The organism is Luteibacter sp. 621, assembly GCF_050435445.1.
In the GTDB taxonomy this organism is placed as follows: Bacteria; Pseudomonadota; Gammaproteobacteria; order Xanthomonadales; family Rhodanobacteraceae; genus Luteibacter.
In genome coordinates, this window is sequence record NZ_JBNDKI010000029.1 from 24,464 (window position 1) to 44,751 (window position 20,288).

Consider the following 20,288-nt stretch of genomic DNA (forward strand, 5'->3'; position numbering starts at 1 on the left):
TTAGCCGCATGATCGATACCGCTTTGCTGAATGTCGCCGGCGTTTCGCGCCGCCGGGCCGGGCGCGCCGCGGTGACGGAGGTCAGTTTTTCGCTGAACCGTGGCGAAGTGCTCGGCCTGCTGGGCGTCAATGGCGCCGGGAAATCGACCACGTTGCAGATGCTGGCGGGCGCCCTCAAGCCTGACCAGGGCACGATCCGGCTCGATGGCTGCGACTTCGTGTCCGAACCTGGCATTGCCCGGCGCCTGCTGGGCTGGCTGCCGGAGAGCGCGCCGCTGTGGCCTGAGCTCACTGTGGAAGAACACCTGCAGGCCTTCGCGACGCTACGCGGCGCCTCGCGCCGGGATGCCCGCGTGGCTACCGACCGCATCATGGAGCGCCTGCAACTGGGTGAGTTGCGCCGCCGCCTCGCCGGGGTGCTCTCCCAGGGGCAGCGCCAGCGCCTCGGCCTGGCCTGCGCCCTGGTCCACGAGCCGGCCCTGCTCATCCTGGATGAGCCGGCCAACGCCCTGGATCCGGTGCAGGTGGGCGAACTACGCAAGCTGATCCGCGAACGCGCCGCCGCGGGCACGGCCGTCATCCTTTCGACCCACGTGCTCGCCGAAGTAACCGCCGTATGCGACCGCGTGGCGATCCTTCACGAAGGCCGCCTGCGCTACGACGCGCCACTCGGCGGCGAGACCGCTGGCAAGACGCTCGAGGCCACCTTCTTCACCATCGCCACGGGAGCGGCCGCATGAGCCTCGCCGCCGTTACCCGCCTTGAACTGCGCCGCCTGGCAGTACGCCCCCTCGCCTGGGCGCTGGCCGCGCTCACCATGGCATGGCTGGCCTGGACCTTCGTTCTCGGCCTGGGCCAGTTCCTCGGTATGCAGGTGAAGCTCGCCGCCGTTGCCGACGCGCCGGGGTTCACCGATCTTGTCGCCATTCCGTTGCTGGCCGAACTGGTAAAACTTTCCTTCCTGGTCGTGCCGCTGATGACCATGTCGCTGCTCGCCGGGGAACGCCGCACCGGCACCCTGGCCTTGCTGGCTTCAACCGGGCTGGCGCCGTGGCGCATCGTGGCCGGCAAGTACCTCGCCGTGCTTGCCTGGCTGGGCCTGTGGCTGCTCGTTACGCTGGCGATGCCACTCGTGGTCGGCTTCAGCGCCACCGCAGACTGGGGCAAGCTGGCCGCCGCCACCCTTGGCACCGCACTCATCCTGGCCACGCTCGCCGCGATTGGCCTGGCCTGCTCGGCCGCCACGGCGTTCCCGGCCATCGCCGCTGCCATGGCGCTCATCATCACGCTTGCGCTGTGGACGATCGATCGCGGTGCGCAGGCCGCCGGCGTGAGCGGTGGCTTCCTCAACTGGCTGACCATGGCGACCCACCTGCAGAACCTGCTGCGCGGCCTGGTGACATCAGAGGACCTGATCTGGTTCGCACTGGCGATCGCGCTGCCGCTCATCCTCGCCACACGCCGCCTTGGCGCTGACCGGGAGCGCCAGTAATGCGCCGCCTTGATCGTTGGCTCGTCGTCATCGGGCTGTTTGTGGCCGCCGGCTGCATCGGCTTCCTGAGTTCGCGCCATGTTTGGACGGCCGACTGGACGCGCGGTGCGCGCGCCAGCCTTGCACCCGAAAGCGTTGCCGTGCTCTCCAAGCTGCCCGGCGATGTGGATGTCATCGGCTATCTCTCACCCACCGGGCCCCTGCGCGAACAGACCGCCGCCGTCATCGAGCGCTATAGCCGCGAGAAGCATGACCTGAAGCTCTCGTTCGTCGACCCCGACAAGGATCCTGCCGCTTCGCGCCAGTTGGGCATCAGCGGCGATGGCGCCTTGATCGTGCACTACAAGGGCCGCGAGGAACGCGTGGAGAGCCCGATCAACGAGCGCAACCTGTCGAACGCGCTGGAACGTCTCGCACGCGGCGGCGAGCGCATCATCGCGTTTGTCACCGGCGATGGCGAACGCCAGGCCGATGGCATCGCGAACGCGGACCTGGGCACGTTCATGCGCCAGATGGAGCGCCGTGGCGTGCGCGCCGTGCCGCTGAATTTCAGCCAGACGCAGGGCGTGCCCGAACACACCGACGTGGTGGTGCTCGCAAGCCCGACGGCAGCACTGACGCCCCAGGCCGCAGGCGCCCTGGTCGATTACGTGCACGGCGGCGGCAACCTGCTGTGGCTCACCGAGCCGGGCAACGAAGACCTTGGCACAGGTGCGCTGGCCGATGTGCTGGGCGTACGCGTCCTTCCGGGCGTCCTGGTCGATGGCCAGGGCAGCACGCTGAACGTGCAGGATCCCCGGCTGGTCGTCGCGGCGGACTACCCCTTCCATGCGATCACCCGCGCGTTCCGTGACACGACGCTATTCCCCCAGGCATCGGCGCTCGCGCAGGTCTCCGACCACGATTGGGCGGTGGTGCCCTTCCTGCGCTCCGGTGAGCGCAGCTGGACCGCGTTCGGCGGTATCGACAACGACAAGCCCTCGACGATCGCCTTCCACCCAGAGGCGGGCGAACTGAAGGGACCGCTGGATTTCGGCTTCGCGCTCAACCGGCTCTCGCCCAGCCCGGCCAAGAGCGAACAGCGCGCCGTCGTGATCGGCGACGGTGATTTCCTTTCCAACACCTACGTTGGCAACGGCGGCAATCGCGCCCTTGGCGAACGTATCTTCAACTGGCTTCTGGGCGATGACGTGCTGGTAGACCTGCCTGCACGCGGCGCGCCGGATCGCGTGGTGACGGTATCGCAGGACGGCCTGAACGGCATCACCTTCGGCTTCCTTTTCGCCCTGCCCGTCCTCCTCCTGGCAACGGGCGGCTTCGTCGCCTGGCGTCGCCGGAGGCGTTGAGCATGCGTAGCCGGATCATCGGGATGGCGATCGTGCTTGCACTCATTGGCGCCGTCGCGTGGCAGCTGCGCACCGATGATGCGGACGTACTCGCACATACGCTTACCTCCGTTGATCCGGCGACCGTGCGGCGCATCGACATTACGATGAAGGGCCTGCCTGCGCAGCACTTCGAACGGCAAGGCGACAGCTGGAACGGCAACGACCAGGGGCGCCCGGCGGACCTGGCGCAGCTTGCGCAGACGCCGGTGACCGAATGGAAACCCGCTGGCGACTTCGACCCCGCCAAGCTCGGCCTGGCGCCGCCGCTCGCCGTGCTGACCCTGGATGGCACACGTATCGAATACGGCGACCTGGCCGCCCTGGGCCGCCAGCGCTACGCACGCGTGGGCGACCGCATCGCCTTCATTCCGGCCCAGGCCATGCCCCGCGCGCCACGAACCCAGGCCCTGCCGACCCAACCCATGTGAAACGGCGCTTGCGCGCGATGCCGCCGCACCCCACATTGCTCCCATGCCTGAGCTGCCCGAAGTAGAAACCACCCGCCGCGGTATCGCCCCGCATATCGAGGGCCACCGCGTGACGGGCGTCGTGCTGCGCCGCCCCGACCTGCGCTGGCCCATCCCGCCGGAGGTTTCCAGCCTTCTGCCTGGCCAGGTGGTGGACAGCGTTGATCGCCGCGCCAAATACCTGCTGCTGAAGACGGGCGCGGGCACCGCCCTGTTGCACCTGGGCATGTCCGGCATGCTGCGCGTCTTACCTGCCGACACCCCCATCGCCAAGCACGATCATGTCGATATCGCCTTCGACACCGGCAAGGTCCTGCGCTTCACCGACCCCCGCCGCTTCGGTGCACTCCTGTGGCAGATGCCGGGTGAGACGCACGAGTTGTTGGAAGGCATTGGGCCCGAACCACTGACCGATGCGTTCGACGGCGAACGCCTGTTCGAACTGTCACGCGGCCGCAGCGCCGCAGTGAAAACCTTCATCATGGATAACGCCGTGGTGGTGGGCGTCGGCAACATCTACGCCAGCGAGGCGTTGTTCGCCGCGGGCATCGATCCACGGCGCGCGGCGGGCAAGGTGTCATACGAGCGCTATGTGCGCCTTGCTGCGGAAATAAAACGCATCCTCGCTTACGCGATCACGCGCGGCGGCACGACGCTTCGCGATTTTCTGGCGCCCGATGGCGCGCCGGGATATTTCTTCCAGGAACTCTTCGCCTACGGGCGCGCCGGCGAGCCATGCAAGGTATGTGGCACACCTATCCGTGTCGTCACACTCGGACAGCGCGCGTCGTTCTGGTGTCCGGGCTGCCAGAGGTAAGCGCCTACACGAGCGTCATCCATCACTGACTTCTCATCGCGGCGGATTCGCATCTAGGCTGAGCGCTCCCCACCCCACGCAAGGATGCGTATGAAAAAGCTACTACTGGCGGCGCTGGTTTGCGCTTCGCCCTCGGCCTATGCCGATGTGCCGTTTGCCGTTGATGTCGACCGGCCATTCCACGAGTACACCTGGCTCACCGCACACAACGCTTTCGTCAACTCGCCCGGCCTGTTCCCAAACCAGACCCTCGCGATCCGCCGGCAACTGCAATCCGGCGTGCGCGGGCTCATGCTGGACCTGCATGAGAGCGCGGGCCGGGTGAGGCTCTGCCACGGCACATGCGTGGGCCTGGAACCCACGTTCGCGGACGTGCTCAACGATGAGATTCTCCCCTACGTACGCAGTGTGTCCCATACCGTCGTCACGCTGCACCTGGAAGATCCGGTCAGCCGCGAGGCCCTCGCCGCCGAGCTCGCGCACGCACCCGATGCCGTAGCGCTAACGTTCAACCCGGCCAGCTGGGATACCGCCACCTGGCCAACCTTGCGGCAAATGGCCGATGCCGGCCAGCGCCTGGTGATCCTCAGCCAGCACTATCGCAATGCGGGCGCGATAGAAACCGCTGCAGGCCTCGCTCACGTACTGTTTGACCGGGCTTACACCTCGGAGAATGAGTGGAGCCTTGGCGCAAGCATCGCCGAACACGACACGAGCTGCCGCTCACGTTGGGAAGGCCAATCGCTTGGCGCGTCCATCACATCGGGCGACCAGGCATGGCCACGCTTGTTTGTCATGAACCATTTCCATGGCGTGCCGCTGGGCGGCCACTCCTGGTTCGATAACCGCTACGACACGCTGCGCGCGCGGATAGACGACGCATGCGCCCCAGAGGCGGGTCGCAAACCAAACTATGTCGCCGTGGATTTCGTGGAAGCGGGGCAGGTCGGCAGCGTGGTGGCGGCGTTGAACCTGGGCACGATCGAGTTCTTCGATGGCGTGGATGGAGCGGGCGAACGTCTCTGCGCCGTAGCGGCAGGGGGCCGCCGCACAGTGGATCTCGACGAGAACGATCTTGACCGGTGCCCGCCGCGGCGCGTGCGCTCAGCGGTGATTCGCGACGTGCCCGCGGGCACGCGCATTACCCTGAGCGATGGCATCTCACGCCGGGCGCCGCGTATGACGGTGGATGTGCGCCATGATCTCGCGGGAGAGCGGGCACTCGTCGCGCGGTTCGATACGCCACAAGCGGATGACCACGTGATGGCGGAGATCCGTGATGGCGGCCCGTCGCGTGGGATCACCCACGTCGCGTTCGAGCCGCCACCGCGTTGATCAATCAGTCCAGCGCATGGCCGCGTGGGAATTGTTGAAGCGCGGATCGGTCTCATCGCCGCTCAACGCCACGGTGAGACCACCGGCCACGCCATCGACCTCGATTTCCTGGCCGTTCTCAAAGTGAGCGCCCAGCGCGCCAAGGTCGACAAAGCGCTCGGCCAGCGCGCCAGCGCGATCGATTTCGCGGTCGGGCACGTTGGTAATGCTCACATCCGGACGGCCGAACTTGCGCATGCCGCGTGTACGGATCCACGAGCGGCCCTTGGTTTCCTCGGGGCTGCACAGGATGAGTACATGGTTGCGCGTGGGTGCGCCGCCCTGGACAAGATAGTGCTCGCGCCAGTCCTCTGCACTGAAAAGCGTGAGGATCTGCGGATCCACCACGACCTTGCCGCCCACATCGGTGAGCGCAGCGACGACGCCGAGCGTATCGCGCAGGTAATCCAGGCTATCGCGATCGGGAAAACGACCGCGGATCACCATGACGTGCGGCGCATCCTTCGCGGCCTTGAACGCCTCGGGGCTATCTTCCTTCAGCAGTTCGCCCAGCGCGCCCGCCAGCGGATAGCCCTCCCAGCGCGCCAGCACGATGTTCTGCATGCGCTGCATTTCCACGCCTTCGGGCAAGCCGGGGCTGCCATATTTCATGGCGGGGATGGCCACATCCTCGGCAAAGCTGCCGAACACGAAGAACAGCAGCACGCCTTGCTCATCGCTGGGGTGCCAATGGGGGCGCGGCCATGCGGCGGCGGTGGGCGTCGTCTCGGTCACGCGTTGTGTCCTTCGGTGGTTTCGCTTTCGCCCAGCGGCAGCACGGGTTGCTGCAGCTCGATGCGGCCTTCGCCCGCGGTGATGCTCTTGAACTCCGCGCGGCTCACGGAGACATAGCGGTCGTTGCCACCGATCTCAACCTGCGGACCCTGGGTCACCGCACGGCCGTGTTCATCCACGCGGACCACCATGGTGGCCTTCTTGCCGGAGTGGCAGATCGTCTTGATCTCGTCCAGGTTATCGGCCCAGGCCAGCAGGTAGCGGCTGCCTTCGAACAGCTCCCCGCGGAAATCGGTGCGCAGGCCATAGGCCAGCACCGGGATGTTCAGCCGATCGACCACGTCCGAGAGTTGCCACACCTGGTTCTTGCTCAGGAACTGGGCCTCATCCACCAGCACGCAGTGCAGGGCGCCGCGTTTGGCAAGGTCCTGCTCTACGATGCTGAAAATATCCTCGTCGCCCGCGAAACGCATGGCGCGGGCCTGCAGGCCGATGCGCGAGGCCACGATGCCTTCCCCATAGCGGTTATCCAGCGCCGGGGTGAGGATCAGCGTCCGCATGCCGCGCTCATGGTAGTTATGGGCGCTCTGCAGCAGGGTCGTGGTCTTGCCGGCATTCATTGCCGAGTAATAGAAGTACAGCTTGGCCATGCGCGTTCCTGGTCTGGACCGGACATGTTAGCGAATCCGGCCCCCGCCTGGGCCAGCCGGCCCCGGGAGGGCCCGGGCGCCCCGGGGGCGCTCCTGCTACCATCGGCCCCTTCGTTCGCCCGCCCTTTCCCGGCCGATCCCGATGCTGAATCCGCAACAACACGCGGCTGTCGAGTACTGCGACGGCCCCCTCCTTGTGCTCGCTGGCGCCGGCTCCGGCAAGACCCGCGTGATCACGGAGAAGATCTCCCACCTGATCTCACGCCGCCACCTGGCCGCCGAGAAGATCGCTGCGATCACCTTTACCAACAAGGCGGCGAAGGAGATGCGTGAGCGCGTGGGCAAGCTGATTTCCGACGAATCGGCCCGCGCCCTTACCGTGTGCACGTTCCACGCGCTGGGTCTCAAGTTCCTCCAGATCGAGCACGAGCGCGCGCAGCTGCGCCGCGGCTTCTCGGTGCTGGATGCGGACGACAGCGCCAACATGATCAAGGAGCTCTCGCCCAAGGGCGTGAAGCCCGAGGTGATCCAGGGCATCCGCAACCTGGTGGGCCAGGCCAAGAACGGCGGCCTCACGCCCGATCAGGCGATGGCTGCCGCCCGCACGGCGCGCGAGATGGAAGCGGCGACGATCTACGACCTGTACCAGAAGCGCCTGGCCGCGTTCAACGCGGTGGATTTCGACGACCTGATCCGCCTGCCCCTCACCATCCTTGAAGCGGATGACGACGCCCGTGCGATCTGGCAGGAGCGCCTGCGCTACCTGCTGGTGGACGAATACCAGGACACCAACGACGCGCAGTACCGCCTGCTGAAGGCGATCGCCGGACCCAAGGCGCGCTTCACCTGCGTGGGCGATGATGACCAGAGTATCTACGCGTGGCGTGGCGCGAATCCCGAGAACATCGACCAGCTCGGCCGTGACTATCCGCACCTGAAGGTGATCAAGCTCGAGCAGAACTACCGCTGTGCCAAGCGCATCCTGCGTGCGGCGAACAAGCTGATCGCGAACAACCCGCACGTGCACGAAAAGAAGCTGTGGAGCGACCATATCGAAGGGCCGCCCATCCGCGTCATCGAGTGCAAGGACAACGACCACGAAGCGGAGAAAGTTGCCGCCATCGCCGCGAGCCTGCACGAGCGCTTCAAGGACAAGGGCTGCCGCTGGGATGATTTCTGCATCCTTTACCGTGGCAACTTCCAGGCACGGCCGCTCGAGAAAGCGCTGCGCCTTGCACGTGTGCCATACCACCTCAGCGGCGCCCTTTCCTTCCTCGATCGCCAGGAAGTGAAGGACATCCTGAGTTACCTGCGCCTGCTGACGAACCCCACCGATGACGCGGCGTTCCTGCGCATCGTGAACGTCCCCAAGCGTGAGATCGGTTCGACCTCGCTGGAAAAGCTGGGTGAGATGGCGCAGGCGCGCAACGCCTCGCTGCTCGATGCCGCACGCAGCGATAGTGCGCTGAAGAACATTTCCGCGCGGCCTGCCTCGGCGCTCGCTGGCTTCGCCCGCCTGATGGATGAACTGCGCAGCCACGCCGTTCACGAAAGCGCGGCCGACCTGGTCAACACCGTGATCGAGAAGACCGGCTACGGTGCGCATATCGCTGCGACGACCACCGATGACGCCTTGCGCGAGCGGCGCCTGGCCAACCTGCGCGAGCTGATCGACTGGTTCCGCGCCATGGGCCGCGATGGTGGGCGCACGGGCGATATCGCCCAGCAGCTCGCGCTCCTCAGCCACGCCGATCGCGACGACCCGGGCAACGCGCTGCGCATGATGACCCTGCACTCTGCCAAGGGCCTGGAGTTCCGCTTTGTTTTCATCGTGGGCTGTGAGGACGGCACGCTGCCGCACGAAGGTGCGATCGACGAAGGCCGCCTGGATGAAGAGCGCCGCCTGATGTACGTGGGTATTACCCGCGCGAAGGAAATGCTGACGCTCTCGTTCGCCGCGCGCTCACGCAAGTACGGCGAAGTGCTCAATAACGATCCCAGCCGCTTCCTCGACGAGTTGCCGGACGACGACCTGCATTGGGACGGGCAGGATCCGGAAGCCGATGCCGAGGTGAAGAAGGAAACCGCCGAATCGCACATGGCACGCATCCGCGCGATGCTGGCCGGCAACGGGTGACGACATTCACTCCTGTAGGAGCGCGCTTGCGCGCGAGCGGGCCTTGCGGCAAGCACCCATCGCGCGCAAGCGCGCTCCAACAGGGGCTGTCCTAGATCAGGTTTTCAGCTTCCAGCTCGCTCTTCAGGTACGCGTAGTAGATCGGGCCCGCCACCAGGCCACCGATGCCGAAAGCCGCTTCGAAGACAAGCATCGCGACAAGCAACTCCCACGTGCGCGCGCGGATCTGCCCGCCAACGATGCGTGCGTTGAGGAAGTATTCCAGCTTGTGCACGACCACCAGGAAGCCCAGTGCGGCCACGCCTACCCACAGGCTCACCGATAGCGCGGCGATGGTGACCAGGGTATTGGAAATGAGGTTACCCACGACCGGCAGCAGGCCGACCACGAACGTGACAATGACCAGGGTCTTAGCCAGCGGCACGTGAACGCCGGCGATGGGCAGCGCCACCAGCAGGAACAGCGCGGCAAGCGTGGTGTTGATCGCGGAGATCTTCAGCTGGGCAAAAATGATGTTGTGGAACGCATCGGCCAGGCGCGTCGCGCGGATCGAAAGTTCGAAAGCCAGCGGGCGGGTCGGCCGGCCGCCGCTGCCATGGGATACCGCGACAATCGCGCCCAGCACGAGGCCGATAAGGATGTGTGCGAAGACGCGCGCCGCCGTCGTGCCCATCAGGCGCAGGTCGCCCGAATGCTCGTGTGCCCAACCTACGCCCTGTGAACGGAAGTCAGCGAAGCTGTCCGGCAGGTTCGAGGTGATCCACGCTGGCAGTTGCTCGTGCGCCTTATCCAGCAAGGGCAACAGTTTTTCGTCCCATAGCTGTTGCGGGTCGCCCAGGTCGTGGCGATAGAAGCTGAGCCCGGACACCACCAGCAGCACGATCACCCCCACCACCACGACGGTGACGACACCCACGGCGATCAGGCGCGCCCGTTCCCCGGGGATCGCACGGCGGATGAGGGGTGTCATGCCCTCGACCACCTCATAGACCAGCAGCCCTGCCAGCAGCGCCGAGATGAGGTGCAACATGAGGATGCCCCACAGCGCGAGCGCGGCGAGGATATAGGTGGCGACGCGAATAGCGCGGGAATCGCCCGGCACGCTGACCATGCTGGAACTCCTTCAAAGGTGGGCGGATTCCAGCAGCCGGGCGATGAACGCTAGATCAAGCGCTCGGCTTCCAGTTCAGCCTTGATGTAGGCGTAGAAGATGGGTGCGGCGACCAGCCCGGGCAAGCCGAAGGCTGCCTCAAAGACCAGCATGGCTACCAGCAGCTCCCACGCCCGGGCACGGATCTGGCCGCCGACGATGCGCGCGTTGAGGAAGTATTCCAGCTTGTGGATGAGGATAAGGAACGCCAGGGCGCCCAGGCCGACATACAGGCCGACCGACAGGCCGACGATGGTGATGGCCGTGTTGGAGAGCAGGTTACCGATAACCGGCAGGAGCCCGACGATGAAGGTGATGACGATCAACGTCTTGGTCAGCGGCAGGTGCTGGCCGAAAAGGGGGAGCACCACGACCAGGAAGATGGCGGTAAAAGCCGTGTTGACCAGTGAGATCTTGATCTGCGCGAAGACGATATTGTGGAAGGCATCAGCCAGGCGCGCGCAACGCAGGCCCAGTTCCGAAGCAAACGGGCCGATCTGGTGGGTGGGGCGGGCGCGGCTTAGCGCAACGAACGCGCCCAGGATAAGGCCGAGCAGGATATGTACCAGTACGCGCGCCGCTTCCTTGCCGGCCAGTTGCAGGGCGACCGCGTGCGAGCGGACCCAATCCAGTGCAGTCACCCGCAGGGCATCGACACTATCGGGGAGCATGCCCACGATGGTGGGCGGTAACTGCTGGCGGGCACGCTCCACCATCGGCATCAGCTTGTTCTGCCACAGGTCGGCGGGGTTGCCGATCTCCGTGCGGAAGAAGCTGATCGCACCCAGGATCAGTAGGGTGAGCAGCCCGACCACAACCACGCCCACCAGCGCCACAGCCAGGATACGGGCGCGCTCGCCCGACAGGCGGCGCCCCATCAACGGCGCCACGGATACCACCACCTCGTAGACCAGCAGGCCCGCAAGCAGGGCGGGCAGCAGGCGCAGGAACATCACCAGCAGAAGGGCGACGCCAGCGAGGATGTAGCTGGCGGTGCGCACGGCGCGGGTCCGGGTTTCGGCATCCATGGACAGGCTCGTCGTGTGTGAGGGCGCAGTCTGTCAGGACACGGGGGGCAGGCGCTATAGCTGTGCCGCCGTCGTCACCCTGTCGTAAACTGCCGCCACAATCGCCGGCCCTCGGGCACAGGCGCCCGTTTTTCCAAGGGAATCCCATGATGAAGTTCACCCCGGCCGCCCTGGCGGCCGCACTCGCCTTCGCCCTGGCCGGCTGTGCATCGGCACCGCATGCCCCGGCGGCAAGCACGCCCGCGCCGCAGGCCGCGCCAGCCGCTGAGCCGGTCGCGAAGGGGCCTGCCGCGGACGATAACCTCAATGCCGTCCTCTGGTCGCAGACCTCGAACGAGCACGACTTCATCTACCTGCAGACGTTCCGCGACGCGCAGGAGAAACTTCTCAAGGCAAAGGCCGATGCCGGCTGGGATGCCCTGGCCAAGGATGACCGCGCGGCGCACGAATCGCTGAAGGGCCTGAAGCCCGCAGTGGTGCTGGACGTGGATGAAACCGCGCTGGACAACTCGCCCTACCAGGCCCGCCTGATCCGCTCGGGCGGCGAGTACAACGAAGCCGAATGGGCCGCATGGTGCCAGGAAGGCGTGGCGAAGCCGCTGCCCGGCGCGGTGGCCTTTACGAAGTTCGCGTCCGAGCACGGCATCGCCGTGATCTTCATCTCCAACCGCGCCAAGGACCTCAACGACGCCACCCTGGAAAACCTGCGCAAGGCCGGCTTCCCGGTGGCTGGCAAGGAATCGTTCCTGGGCCTGGGCACGTTTGTTGAAGGTTGCGAGCAGTCGGGTAGCGAAAAGGGCTGCCGTCGCCAGCTCATCGCGAGCAAGTACCGCGTGCTGATGCAGTTCGGCGACCAGATCGGCGATTTCGCCAACGTCTACGGCAACACGGCCGAAGGCCGGGCCAAGGCCATGGCCCCGTACACCGCCTGGATCGGCGAGCGCTGGTTCGTGCTGCCTAACCCGACCTACGGCAGTTGGGAACCCGCCCTGTTCGATAACGACTACACTCTCCCCCGTGGTGAGCGTCGCCAGAAGAAGATCGACGCACTCCGAACCAATTAAATCAATGGTTTAAGCATAGTTTGATGACATATTGCTTTAGCAATGTCGTCCAACTATCATTTGTCTCGCCGAAACCTGCGGTGCGTAAAGCAAAGCAGGCAAGGCCATTTCCCTTACCGGCTTCGGGCCGGATAACCCCGCGAGACGTTGCGTCAGCGGGGTTTTTCTTTATCCGGGGCCACTTGTGGGCCGCCCGCGCCCCTCGTACGCTCGCCTCCCCCGCCGGTGTCGGACGACCTACCCATGAAGCGCATCATCCCCAAGGCCTGGGTGCTGGTATCGGCGCTGGCGCTGATCCTGGTCGCAGGCTGCAACCGGCATAAGGAAGCCCCGGGCACCCCGGGCGGCGGCTCGCCGGAAGACGCCGTGCGCGATTCGCTCGAACTCATCCGCGATGGCAAGTTCGATATGTTCTGGCAGCACGCCCTGCCCCCGGCCGATTTCGCCGCGCTGAAAGCTGACTGGCCCAAGCGCAACGCGGCCGAAGAACCCATCAACGATGACGACCGGGCGAAGTTCGCCAACGGCGTGAAGCGCCTGACCGAGCCCGATGCGGAGAAGAAGCTGTATGCCGACCTGCGCCCGACACTGGTTCGCTTCGATCGCGAATACAAGGAGCAGATGCCTCTGGTGACCGGCGTGGCGCAATCCATGGCGCTTACCGCTATCGACCAGGCCAAGGACCTCACCATTCCCCAGAAGCGGCAGCTGCGCGAAGCGGTGAACGTCATCGCGCCATGGGCGCAGACCGTGCCGTGGGGTGACCAGGACAAGGCAAAGCAGGCTGTCGCCGTGCTGGCGGATACCGCACGCAAGGCACACCTCACCACGCCCGAAGCCCTTCACTCCATGGATTTCGCGCAGTCCATGGCCTCGTATTCCGCCATGTGGCTCGGGCTGAAAAACCTGTTCAATGTCTATGGCCTGTCGCTGGACAAGACCTTCGAATCAATCAGTATCGATACGTTGGAGAACACCGGCGGCACCGCCCACGTCAAAATCACCTACACGCTGCTGGATAAGCCCATCCAGACCGACGCCACCCTGGTCCTGCTGGATGGCCGCTGGTACGACAGCGACCTGCTGCAGAGCGTGCGCAACCAGCACGTGAAACTGAACCCCGCGCCTGCTACGAGCGTGCCGCCACCGGCACCCGCGACCACGGCCGCACCCCCGCCACGCGACCCCACGGCCCCCGTGGCGGCCGCGAAGACCCGCTAAAGCCGTACAATCGCACGATGTCCGAATTACCCATGAGTGCGGATTCGCACGCCCAGGTCGCCCGCTCCCCCTGGTGGTTCAAACTGCTGGGGCGCTTGCTTGAGCCGTGGGTTCGCATCAAGCGCGAGCCGGCGGAGCCTGCCAGCCTGCTCAAGAGCGGTGCCGCCGTGTGCTACGCCATTGAGCGTGATGGCACCTCCGATGCCCTGATTCTCGAACGTGCCTGCCGTGAGGCCGGCCTGCCCAGCCCCATGCAGCTGCTGGAGCTCCCGGGCCGCCGCCGGCGCTCGGTGTTCTCGCTCAGCCGCCAGCACGGCTGGCTGTTTGGCCGCACTGATTCGCGCGGCCCCAAGGAGCCTATCGGCCAGCTCATCCGTGCCATCGAGGACGATCCCTCCCGCGATATCCAGGTCATTCCGGTATCGATCTACGTGGGGCGTGCACCCAACCGCGAGAGCGGCTGGTTCAGCGTGCTGTTCGCTGAGAACTGGCTGGTGGTCGGCCGTTTCCGCCGCATGCTAGCCCTGCTGCTGAACGGCCGCGACACCGTCGTGCACTTCTCCGAACCAGTATCACTGCGTAACGTGCTGTCCGAATCGCAGGGCCTCACCAACGAGCGGCTCACCCGGAAGATCGCCCGCGTCCTGCGCACGCACTTCCGCCGCATCCGCGCCGCGGTGATCGGCCCCGATCTCTCGCATCGGCGCACGGTGGTGGATTCGGTATTGAACGCGCAGCCCGTGCGCGATGCCATCGCCGCCACGGCCAGCAAGGAAAACATCAGCCAGGCCAAGGCGGAACGCCGCGCGCGCGATCTGGCGCTGGAAATCTCGGCCGATTACTCGCACCCAGTCGTGCGCTCCACGTCGTTCCTGCTGTCGAACTTCTGGAACAAGCTGTACGACGGCATTGCCATGCATCACTTCGACAAGGCCCGCGCCGCTGCGCCTGGCCACGAGGTGGTGTACGTGCCGTGCCATCGCAGCCACACCGATTACCTGCTGCTCTCGTACCAGCTGCACCACTCGGGCGTGGTGCCGCCGCACATCGCCGCGGGCGTCAACCTCAACCTGCCGGTGGTTGGCCCTATCCTTCGCCGCGGTGGCGCGTTCTTCCTGCGCCGCAGCTTCAAGGGCAATGCGCTGTACTCGGTGGTGTTCAACGAGTACCTGGCGCAGCTGGTGGATCGTGGCGTACCGCTCGAGTACTTCATCGAGGGTGGCCGTTCTCGCACCGGCCGCCTGCTTGCACCACGCGCGGGCATGCTGGTGATGACGGTGCGTGCCTTCCTGCGCGCACCGCGCCGTCCGGTGATGTTCCAGCCGGTGTACATCGGCTACGAAAAACTGATGGAAGGCAAGTCGTACGTCGGCGAGCTGTCGGGTAAGCCGAAGGAGAAGGAATCGCTCCTTGGCCTCATCCGTGGCCTTAAGGTCCTGCGCCAGCGCTACGGGCACGTCACGTTGAATTTCGGCGAACCGATCCTGCTGACGCCCATGCTCGACGACGTGGCATCCAACTGGCGCGAGACCACCACCGATCCGGACACCAAGCCGGAATGGCTCAACCGCGTCGTGGATGACCTGGCCGAGAAAATCCAGATCAACATCAACCGCGCGGCGGACGTGAACCCCATCAACCTGCTGGCGCTGGCGCTGCTGGCCACGCCCAAGCACGCGATGGCGGAGAACGATCTGCTGGCGCAGCTGGAGCTGACCAAGGCGTTGTTCCAGGAGCTGCCCTACTCCGATCGCGTGACCATCACGCCCATGAACCCGCAGGGCATCATTGCCTACGGTGAACAGATGGGCTGGATCCGCCGCGTACGCCATCCACTTGGCGACGTGCTGGTCACCGAGGGTGAGCAGGCGGTGCTGTTGTCCTACTTCCGCAATAACGTGCTGCACCTGAACGCCGCGGCCGCGTGGGTGGCCGCGTGCTTCCTTAACAACCGGCGCATGTCGCGCTCCTCGGTGCTGCGCCTGGGCAAGATCATCTACCCGTTCATCCAGGGTGAGCTGTTCCTGCCATGGGATGACGAAGGCTTCGCGAAGCAGGTGCAGGACACCATCGAGTTCTTCGTCCGCCGCGGCATCCTCGAGTCCTCGTCCGAAGGGCGCGTGCTTGAGCGTGGGCCTGGCCAGGACGATGGCGCCTACCAGCTCCGCGTCATCGCCCGCAGCATGCTTCAGGCGTTCGAACGCTACTACATCGCTATCGCGGCGCTGGTGAAGAACGGCCCGCACACCATGTCGTCCGGTGAGCTCGAGACCGCCTGTACGCTTACCGCGCAGCGCCTTGGGATGCTCAACGAACTCTCTGCGCCGGAGTTCTTCGACAAAGCCCTGTTCCGCGGCTTCATCCAGAAGTTGCGCGAAGCCAAGGTCGTATGGACCGATGCAAACGGCAAGCTTGATTTCAGCGATGCCCTGGAAGACATGGTGCGCGATGCGCGTGTCATCCTGGCTCGCGAAGTCCGCCACTCGATCCTGAAGATCACCCCGGGCGGCGACAACGAACGCGACCTGGACGCCCGCCCGCCGAGCGATCCCGGCGAAACCACGGCAGAGTCGCTGCACGATCGCCATGTGGCGAACGAAAAGCAGCGCCACCACGAAGAACACTGAGGTACAGCGCGGCATGGAAAACAAGACCACCCATTTCGGCTTTCGCGACGTGCCCGTCGGCGACAAGCAGAAGCTCGTCGGCCAGGTATTCACCTCGGTGGCCGGCAACTACGACCTGATGAACGACCTGATGTCGTTCGGCGTGCACCGGCTGTGGAAGCGTCACTTCGTCGCCGTCAGTGGCGTGCGCCGCGGCGATCGCGTGCTCGACCTCGCCGGTGGCACCGGCGACATCGCTGCGCTGCTCAAGCCTGTGGTTGGCGACGAGGGCGAGGTAGTGGTCGGTGATATCAACGCCGCGATGCTGGGCGTGGGTCGCGACCGCCTGACGGATCGCGGGCTTGTATCCGGCCTGCGCTGGGCGCAGATGAACGCCGAGGCCCTACCTTTCCCGGACAACAGCTTCGACGCGGTTACCATCGCCTTTGGCCTGCGCAACGTCACCGACAAGGACAAGGCGCTTGCCGACATGCAGCGCATCCTCAAGCCGGGCGGACGCTTGCTGGTACTCGAGTTCTCGAAGGTACAGAGCCCGCTGCTTTCGAAGCTGTACGACATCCATTCGTTCCAGATCCTGCCGCGCCTTGGGCGCCTGTTCGCAAACGATTCGGACAGCTATAGGTACCTCGCCGAATCAATCCGCAAACACCCGGACCAGGCGACCCTGAAGGACATGATGCTTGCCGCTGGCTTTGGTCACGTCGAGGTTCGCAACCTCACCAACGGCATTGTCGCCATCCATCGCGGTTACAAGCTGTAAGGCGACGCCCTAGCCCAGGCGCGGGAACTCAGCTGACATAGCTCCGGGTGCTTCGCCTACACGAAGTAGTTGAGGCACCCCGACATACGCTAAGGTTCCTCGTCCATACACTTTTGCGGAAGGATTTCCCACGCAAAGGACTGTCATGGACATGACCCCGCCGCAGGCGCCGCCTGCCATCGAAGTACCTGCCCACGCGGCGGCCGCAGCCGCATACGGCCGGCTCACCGCCACGAGTGACTGGCTGGCCGCACAAGCCGCTACCCTGCCGGTTGCACCCGAAGCGCCGGACCGTGAACGACGCGAAGCCTTCCTGGCGGCTTTCGACCGGTTCTGGAATCCGCCGCGTCGTGCCGAACTCGCCGTCCGCGTCGCCGACGCCATGCGCGATCTCGCGCAGTTGGGCCAGGACGACCGCACGCTCGCCACAGGCAGCGTGGCCATGGCGCGAGCAGCCATCGCGCGGCCCGACACCGCCGAGCCTTCCGGCCCGGTCATACGCGAGCTGCTGTTCGGCCCCGTCGTGCTCGCCGGCGCCCTGGCGGTCACCGACGGCAGCCCGGACGGCGCCGCGCTGCTCTTTACGGCTGACAGGGGCTGGGAGGCCTTCCCGGATCTGGATGCGCTGCACGCTGCGGTGGAGCATCGCATCCGCCGCCACCTGGGCGAAGGCGGCTCTTTGCCCGGCACAGGGCGCCGCGCCCTGGGCAATGTCGGCACGGAAGGTATCTCTTCACGCCTGACCGCAGGCGATGCACTCGCCGGATACGTCGATCGTGCGATCGCCGTGCACCGCGAAAAGCTTGAGGAAGCGTGGCTCGGCTGGGCCGTCGCGGAGGACCGGGCTGAGCGCGACACGGTGCTCGCCGATACGCTCACCAGCCTCCTCGCCACGATTCCCGCGCTCGATATGGCCAGCCTGCTGTCCACGCGGCACGCCAGGCTGGTCGAAACCCTTAGCGAGGAACGCCTGGCTGGTGTGCCGGATCATGTTGCCACCGGCTGGCGCGCTGCGGCCGATGCGTATGCGACGGCGCTGGATGCTTTCGCGCCGCACGACGTGCCCGTGAAGTCGCTCGCGAACTATGCGTCAGATGCCGTGGCGGCCCGCCTGACCACGCTTGGCGTAACCCTGGACCCCGCCGACATCCACGTTCAGCTCGACTACAACCGCGATGCCGCGGCACGCGCGCAGTCACTCCAGACCCTTTTCGAGGGCACCGCTCCTGCGCGCATCGCACTGCTCGACCTTGCGTACCAGAACGTCGCCGCTTTCGATCCGGTACATCTGTCAGCATTCGATGGGGAGGGTGCCCCGATCGCCGCACTGGATGACAGCGCGCTTCGCTCGCTCGTACGCGAGCTTGACCTCGCCACCGGGTACCAGACGTACCTCACCACGGTATATCGCGATGGAGAAGGTGCGGCAGCCCGAAAGGAAGCCGCGATGGTAGCCCTCGCTGCCCGTATCCACCTGCAGGCGGCCGATGCGCGGCTGTCGTACTACCTGCGCAACGAGCCCCGCTCATTCCGCGACGATCACGCCGAACGCGGGTTTCATTGGGTCAAGGCCGCCCTCGATTCGCCGGGCACGGTTGAGCGACGCAAGATCGATGGGCACGACGTGGTCGTGAGCCAGCTTACCTACCGTGGCACCCCGTTGAAGGACATCCTGGTGTTTACCGTGAGGCAATCAGGCGCCGTGCCCACAGTGGTCTATTACACGCCCGACGCACCCGATGGCATCACGTTCCGCGAGTTCGACGACCGAGCCGACGCCGCGCGCCGCTTCATCTACCAGCCAGCGTTCCGCGAATACCTGCTGGACCGCCTGCCCGTGGATTACGCGACGGCAACACCAGGACGTAGCGAACGCCAGTTCGCAGGCGGCCGTGTTGCGCACTGGGTGTTCGGTAGCGAAGGCGGCGCTGACTACACATGGACCGCCGAACCGTTCGACGAGCGCCGTGTCGACGGCAACTTTCTCGATGCGAGTTATGAGACCGGCGTTCAACTTGCACTTCGCGACGTCGTTGCCTTCAGCCGAAGTGCAAGCGATGCCAACTGGGCGTGGCTTATCGACTGGCCGCGCCGGCTGTTGCTGAATAACCTCGTTGCGAGTGCGGTGAAAGGGCTTGCCAATGCGCCGATGCATGCTGCCCAGGCGTCATGGCGCCTGTACGACAGCATCAAGTCCGGCGATACCACCCAGGCCTACCTCGATTTCACTGATTTCTACGTCGCCTCCCTCGGCGCCGCCGCACCAGGCGTGATCGGTGGCTCAGCGCGTGCCGTTGTTGCCGCCAACTTTCGCCAAGGCGCACGACTGGTTAGTGGCGCGCCGGCAAAAGTGCATACAACAACCTTCGAGCCGCGCTACGAAGCGGCAGGCGTCGTTCGCCGCGGCACGCCCGATGCCGATGGCTTTTTCGTGATCGAAGGCCAGCGCTATATCGAGCAGAACGGAAAGCTTTACGCCGTACGGCGCGATACCACCTTCGACACGTGGCGCCTGAAGCCGCACGGAGGTAACGACCTTTCGTGGGGCCCCGCCATCCAGCGCACTGAGTCCGCCGCGTGGGCCTACAACGTCATCGGCCTGCGCGGGGGCTCGGGAAGAGCCGTTCGCAGCACCTCATGGCGACATTCCACGGCGGACGACTGGTTCAGCCACTACGTGGACGCCGTCGAACGCGCGTTCCCGGACCCTTTTGAACGCGAACTTGTGACCCGCACGATGGAAGCCGAGACCCTTGGCGTGCCGTCCAACGCACAGATCAACCTGATCCAGCGGGCACGCTGGATCGAGGCTAGGTCAAACGCCATGTCCGCCCAGGGTTACGCTGACTGGCGCACGCATTGGGCGGGGCCGCCGCAGACCGTTGCCGAAAGCCTGGTGGTGGCACGCCCAGTGGTGCCGCCTCTACCGGTACTTTCACCGCCATTTCGCCGGATCCAGCCTTCGCTCGTGCCCGATGAACTGTACTACTACGGCAGCCTGCCGTACGGCACGAGCGCGTTCCAGCGCCAACTGGGCCTCGGTGGCTACAACACGGACTGGGCGCACCTGCACGGCGAGCGGTTGGGCCAGGATCTGGTCGCCATACCGGTCACCACCGTACGGCCAAATGCGCCGATCAGCGATATCCGTGCCGCCATGGGCAATCGCAGCCTCGCGCGGTGGTCGACGTTCGGCGTACGCATCCAGCCACGCGGCTTGCTCGCGAACGGGATAAGTGGCCCGAGCGCGGAACTCATCGCCATCGAAGGCGCGACCGGGACGCGCTACTACCTGCGCCCACTCGCGGGAGAGAACTTCCTGCGCCTTGGCACCAATCAGCAAGCCGTGCCGCTCGGCCGTGAACCCCGGTAATTTTC

Annotated in this window: 16 protein-coding genes; 12 read left to right on the plus strand and 4 right to left on the minus strand. The window is 65.5% G+C overall.

Annotation, left to right across the window (positions count from 1 at the left end):
• Window positions 1–8: 8 nt before the first annotated feature.
• The 6 genes from ABIE56_RS21470 to ABIE56_RS21495 all read left to right on the plus strand — a co-directional run bounded on the left by ABIE56_RS21470 (window position 9) and on the right by ABIE56_RS21495 (window position 5,499).
• Window positions 9–740 (plus strand): ABC transporter ATP-binding protein, encoded by a 732-nt coding sequence (locus ABIE56_RS21470; RefSeq protein WP_429245845.1) that lies wholly within the window; start codon window positions 9–11, stop codon window positions 738–740.
• A complete protein-coding gene (locus ABIE56_RS21475; protein ID WP_429245846.1) occupies window positions 737–1,492 on the plus strand; it encodes an ABC transporter permease in 756 nt (251 codons plus the stop codon). The genes ABIE56_RS21470 and ABIE56_RS21475 overlap by 4 nt, the downstream gene beginning before the upstream one ends.
• Window positions 1,492–2,838, plus strand: coding sequence for a GldG family protein (locus ABIE56_RS21480; RefSeq protein ID WP_429245847.1), 1,347 nt, complete (start codon window positions 1,492–1,494; stop codon window positions 2,836–2,838). The genes ABIE56_RS21475 and ABIE56_RS21480 overlap by 1 nt, the downstream gene beginning before the upstream one ends.
• A gap of 2 nt (window positions 2,839–2,840) precedes the next feature.
• On the plus strand, window positions 2,841–3,308 hold the full coding sequence (locus ABIE56_RS21485) for a hypothetical protein (protein ID WP_429245848.1): 468 nt from the start codon (window positions 2,841–2,843) through the stop codon (window positions 3,306–3,308).
• 43 nt (window positions 3,309–3,351) lie between these two features.
• Window positions 3,352–4,164, plus strand: a complete 813-nt coding sequence (gene mutM / locus ABIE56_RS21490; protein ID WP_429245849.1) for a bifunctional DNA-formamidopyrimidine glycosylase/DNA-(apurinic or apyrimidinic site) lyase — start codon at window positions 3,352–3,354, stop codon at window positions 4,162–4,164.
• Between the two features lie 90 nt (window positions 4,165–4,254).
• On the plus strand, window positions 4,255–5,499 hold the full coding sequence (locus tag ABIE56_RS21495) for a hypothetical protein (protein WP_429245850.1): 1,245 nt from the start codon (window positions 4,255–4,257) through the stop codon (window positions 5,497–5,499).
• Here ABIE56_RS21495 and ABIE56_RS21500 read toward each other — a convergent pair whose 3' ends face one another.
• Entirely contained in the window at window positions 5,500–6,273 is a 774-nt protein-coding gene (locus tag ABIE56_RS21500; protein ID WP_429245851.1) for a hypothetical protein, read from the minus strand.
• Entirely contained in the window at window positions 6,270–6,923 is a 654-nt protein-coding gene (locus ABIE56_RS21505; protein ID WP_429245852.1) for a thymidine kinase, read from the minus strand. Before ABIE56_RS21505 ends, ABIE56_RS21500 begins: the two co-directional genes overlap by 4 nt.
• 142 nt (window positions 6,924–7,065) lie before the next feature.
• Between ABIE56_RS21505 and ABIE56_RS21510 the strand changes: the two genes are divergently transcribed.
• A complete protein-coding gene (locus ABIE56_RS21510) occupies window positions 7,066–9,060 on the plus strand; it encodes a UvrD-helicase domain-containing protein (protein ID WP_429245853.1) in 1,995 nt (664 codons plus the stop codon).
• Between the two features lie 91 nt (window positions 9,061–9,151).
• On the opposite strand, the gene ABIE56_RS21515 is transcribed toward ABIE56_RS21510, so the two are convergent.
• On the minus strand, window positions 9,152–10,171 hold the full coding sequence (locus ABIE56_RS21515; protein ID WP_429245854.1) for an AI-2E family transporter: 1,020 nt from the start codon (window positions 10,169–10,171) through the stop codon (window positions 9,152–9,154).
• A 50-nt stretch (window positions 10,172–10,221) separates the two neighbouring features.
• Window positions 10,222–11,238, minus strand: coding sequence for an AI-2E family transporter (locus ABIE56_RS21520; RefSeq protein ID WP_429245855.1), 1,017 nt, complete (start codon window positions 11,236–11,238; stop codon window positions 10,222–10,224).
• Window positions 11,239–11,384: 146 nt separating this feature from the next.
• Between ABIE56_RS21520 and ABIE56_RS21525 the strand changes: the two genes are divergently transcribed.
• The 5 genes from ABIE56_RS21525 to ABIE56_RS21545 all read left to right on the plus strand — a co-directional run bounded on the left by ABIE56_RS21525 (window position 11,385) and on the right by ABIE56_RS21545 (window position 20,283).
• Window positions 11,385–12,302: a 5'-nucleotidase, lipoprotein e(P4) family gene (locus tag ABIE56_RS21525; RefSeq protein ID WP_429245856.1), complete on the plus strand. Its 918-nt coding sequence runs from the start codon at window positions 11,385–11,387 to the stop codon at window positions 12,300–12,302.
• 243 nt (window positions 12,303–12,545) lie between these two features.
• Window positions 12,546–13,523: a hypothetical protein gene (locus ABIE56_RS21530; protein ID WP_429245857.1), complete on the plus strand. Its 978-nt coding sequence runs from the start codon at window positions 12,546–12,548 to the stop codon at window positions 13,521–13,523.
• 32 nt (window positions 13,524–13,555) lie between these two features.
• The gene (plsB, locus tag ABIE56_RS21535; protein ID WP_429245858.1) at window positions 13,556–16,150 is read left to right on the plus strand and encodes a glycerol-3-phosphate 1-O-acyltransferase PlsB; all 2,595 of its coding nucleotides are present in this window, start codon (window positions 13,556–13,558) and stop codon (window positions 16,148–16,150) included.
• A 13-nt stretch (window positions 16,151–16,163) separates the two neighbouring features.
• A complete protein-coding gene (ubiE, locus tag ABIE56_RS21540; protein ID WP_429245859.1) occupies window positions 16,164–16,910 on the plus strand; it encodes a bifunctional demethylmenaquinone methyltransferase/2-methoxy-6-polyprenyl-1,4-benzoquinol methylase UbiE in 747 nt (248 codons plus the stop codon).
• 151 nt (window positions 16,911–17,061) lie between these two features.
• Window positions 17,062–20,283 (plus strand): dermonecrotic toxin domain-containing protein, encoded by a 3,222-nt coding sequence (locus ABIE56_RS21545; protein ID WP_429245860.1) that lies wholly within the window; start codon window positions 17,062–17,064, stop codon window positions 20,281–20,283.
• The last annotated feature ends 5 nt before the right edge of the window (window positions 20,284–20,288 follow it).

Bases quoted from the DNA above. Each gene is read 5' to 3' on its own strand.
- ABIE56_RS21525 (WP_429245856.1), top strand. From the start codon at position 11,385: ATGATGAAGTTCACCCCGGCCGCCCTGGCGGCCGCACTCGCCTTCGCC.
- ubiE (WP_429245859.1), top strand. From the start codon at position 16,164: ATGGAAAACAAGACCACCCATTTCGGCTTTCGCGACGTGCCCGTCGGC.
- ABIE56_RS21470 (WP_429245845.1), top strand. From the start codon at position 9: ATGATCGATACCGCTTTGCTGAATGTCGCCGGCGTTTCGCGCCGCCGG.
- ABIE56_RS21480 (WP_429245847.1), top strand. From the start codon at position 1,492: ATGCGCCGCCTTGATCGTTGGCTCGTCGTCATCGGGCTGTTTGTGGCC.
- ABIE56_RS21485 (WP_429245848.1), top strand. From the start codon at position 2,841: ATGCGTAGCCGGATCATCGGGATGGCGATCGTGCTTGCACTCATTGGC.
- ABIE56_RS21520 (WP_429245855.1), bottom strand. From the start codon at position 11,238: ATGGATGCCGAAACCCGGACCCGCGCCGTGCGCACCGCCAGCTACATC.
- plsB (WP_429245858.1), top strand. From the start codon at position 13,556: ATGAGTGCGGATTCGCACGCCCAGGTCGCCCGCTCCCCCTGGTGGTTC.
- ABIE56_RS21495 (WP_429245850.1), top strand. From the start codon at position 4,255: ATGAAAAAGCTACTACTGGCGGCGCTGGTTTGCGCTTCGCCCTCGGCC.
- ABIE56_RS21510 (WP_429245853.1), top strand. From the start codon at position 7,066: ATGCTGAATCCGCAACAACACGCGGCTGTCGAGTACTGCGACGGCCCC.
- ABIE56_RS21475 (WP_429245846.1), top strand. From the start codon at position 737: ATGAGCCTCGCCGCCGTTACCCGCCTTGAACTGCGCCGCCTGGCAGTA.
- ABIE56_RS21530 (WP_429245857.1), top strand. From the start codon at position 12,546: ATGAAGCGCATCATCCCCAAGGCCTGGGTGCTGGTATCGGCGCTGGCG.
- mutM (WP_429245849.1), top strand. From the start codon at position 3,352: ATGCCTGAGCTGCCCGAAGTAGAAACCACCCGCCGCGGTATCGCCCCG.
- ABIE56_RS21545 (WP_429245860.1), top strand. From the start codon at position 17,062: ATGACCCCGCCGCAGGCGCCGCCTGCCATCGAAGTACCTGCCCACGCG.
- ABIE56_RS21515 (WP_429245854.1), bottom strand. From the start codon at position 10,171: ATGGTCAGCGTGCCGGGCGATTCCCGCGCTATTCGCGTCGCCACCTAT.
- ABIE56_RS21505 (WP_429245852.1), bottom strand. From the start codon at position 6,923: ATGGCCAAGCTGTACTTCTATTACTCGGCAATGAATGCCGGCAAGACC.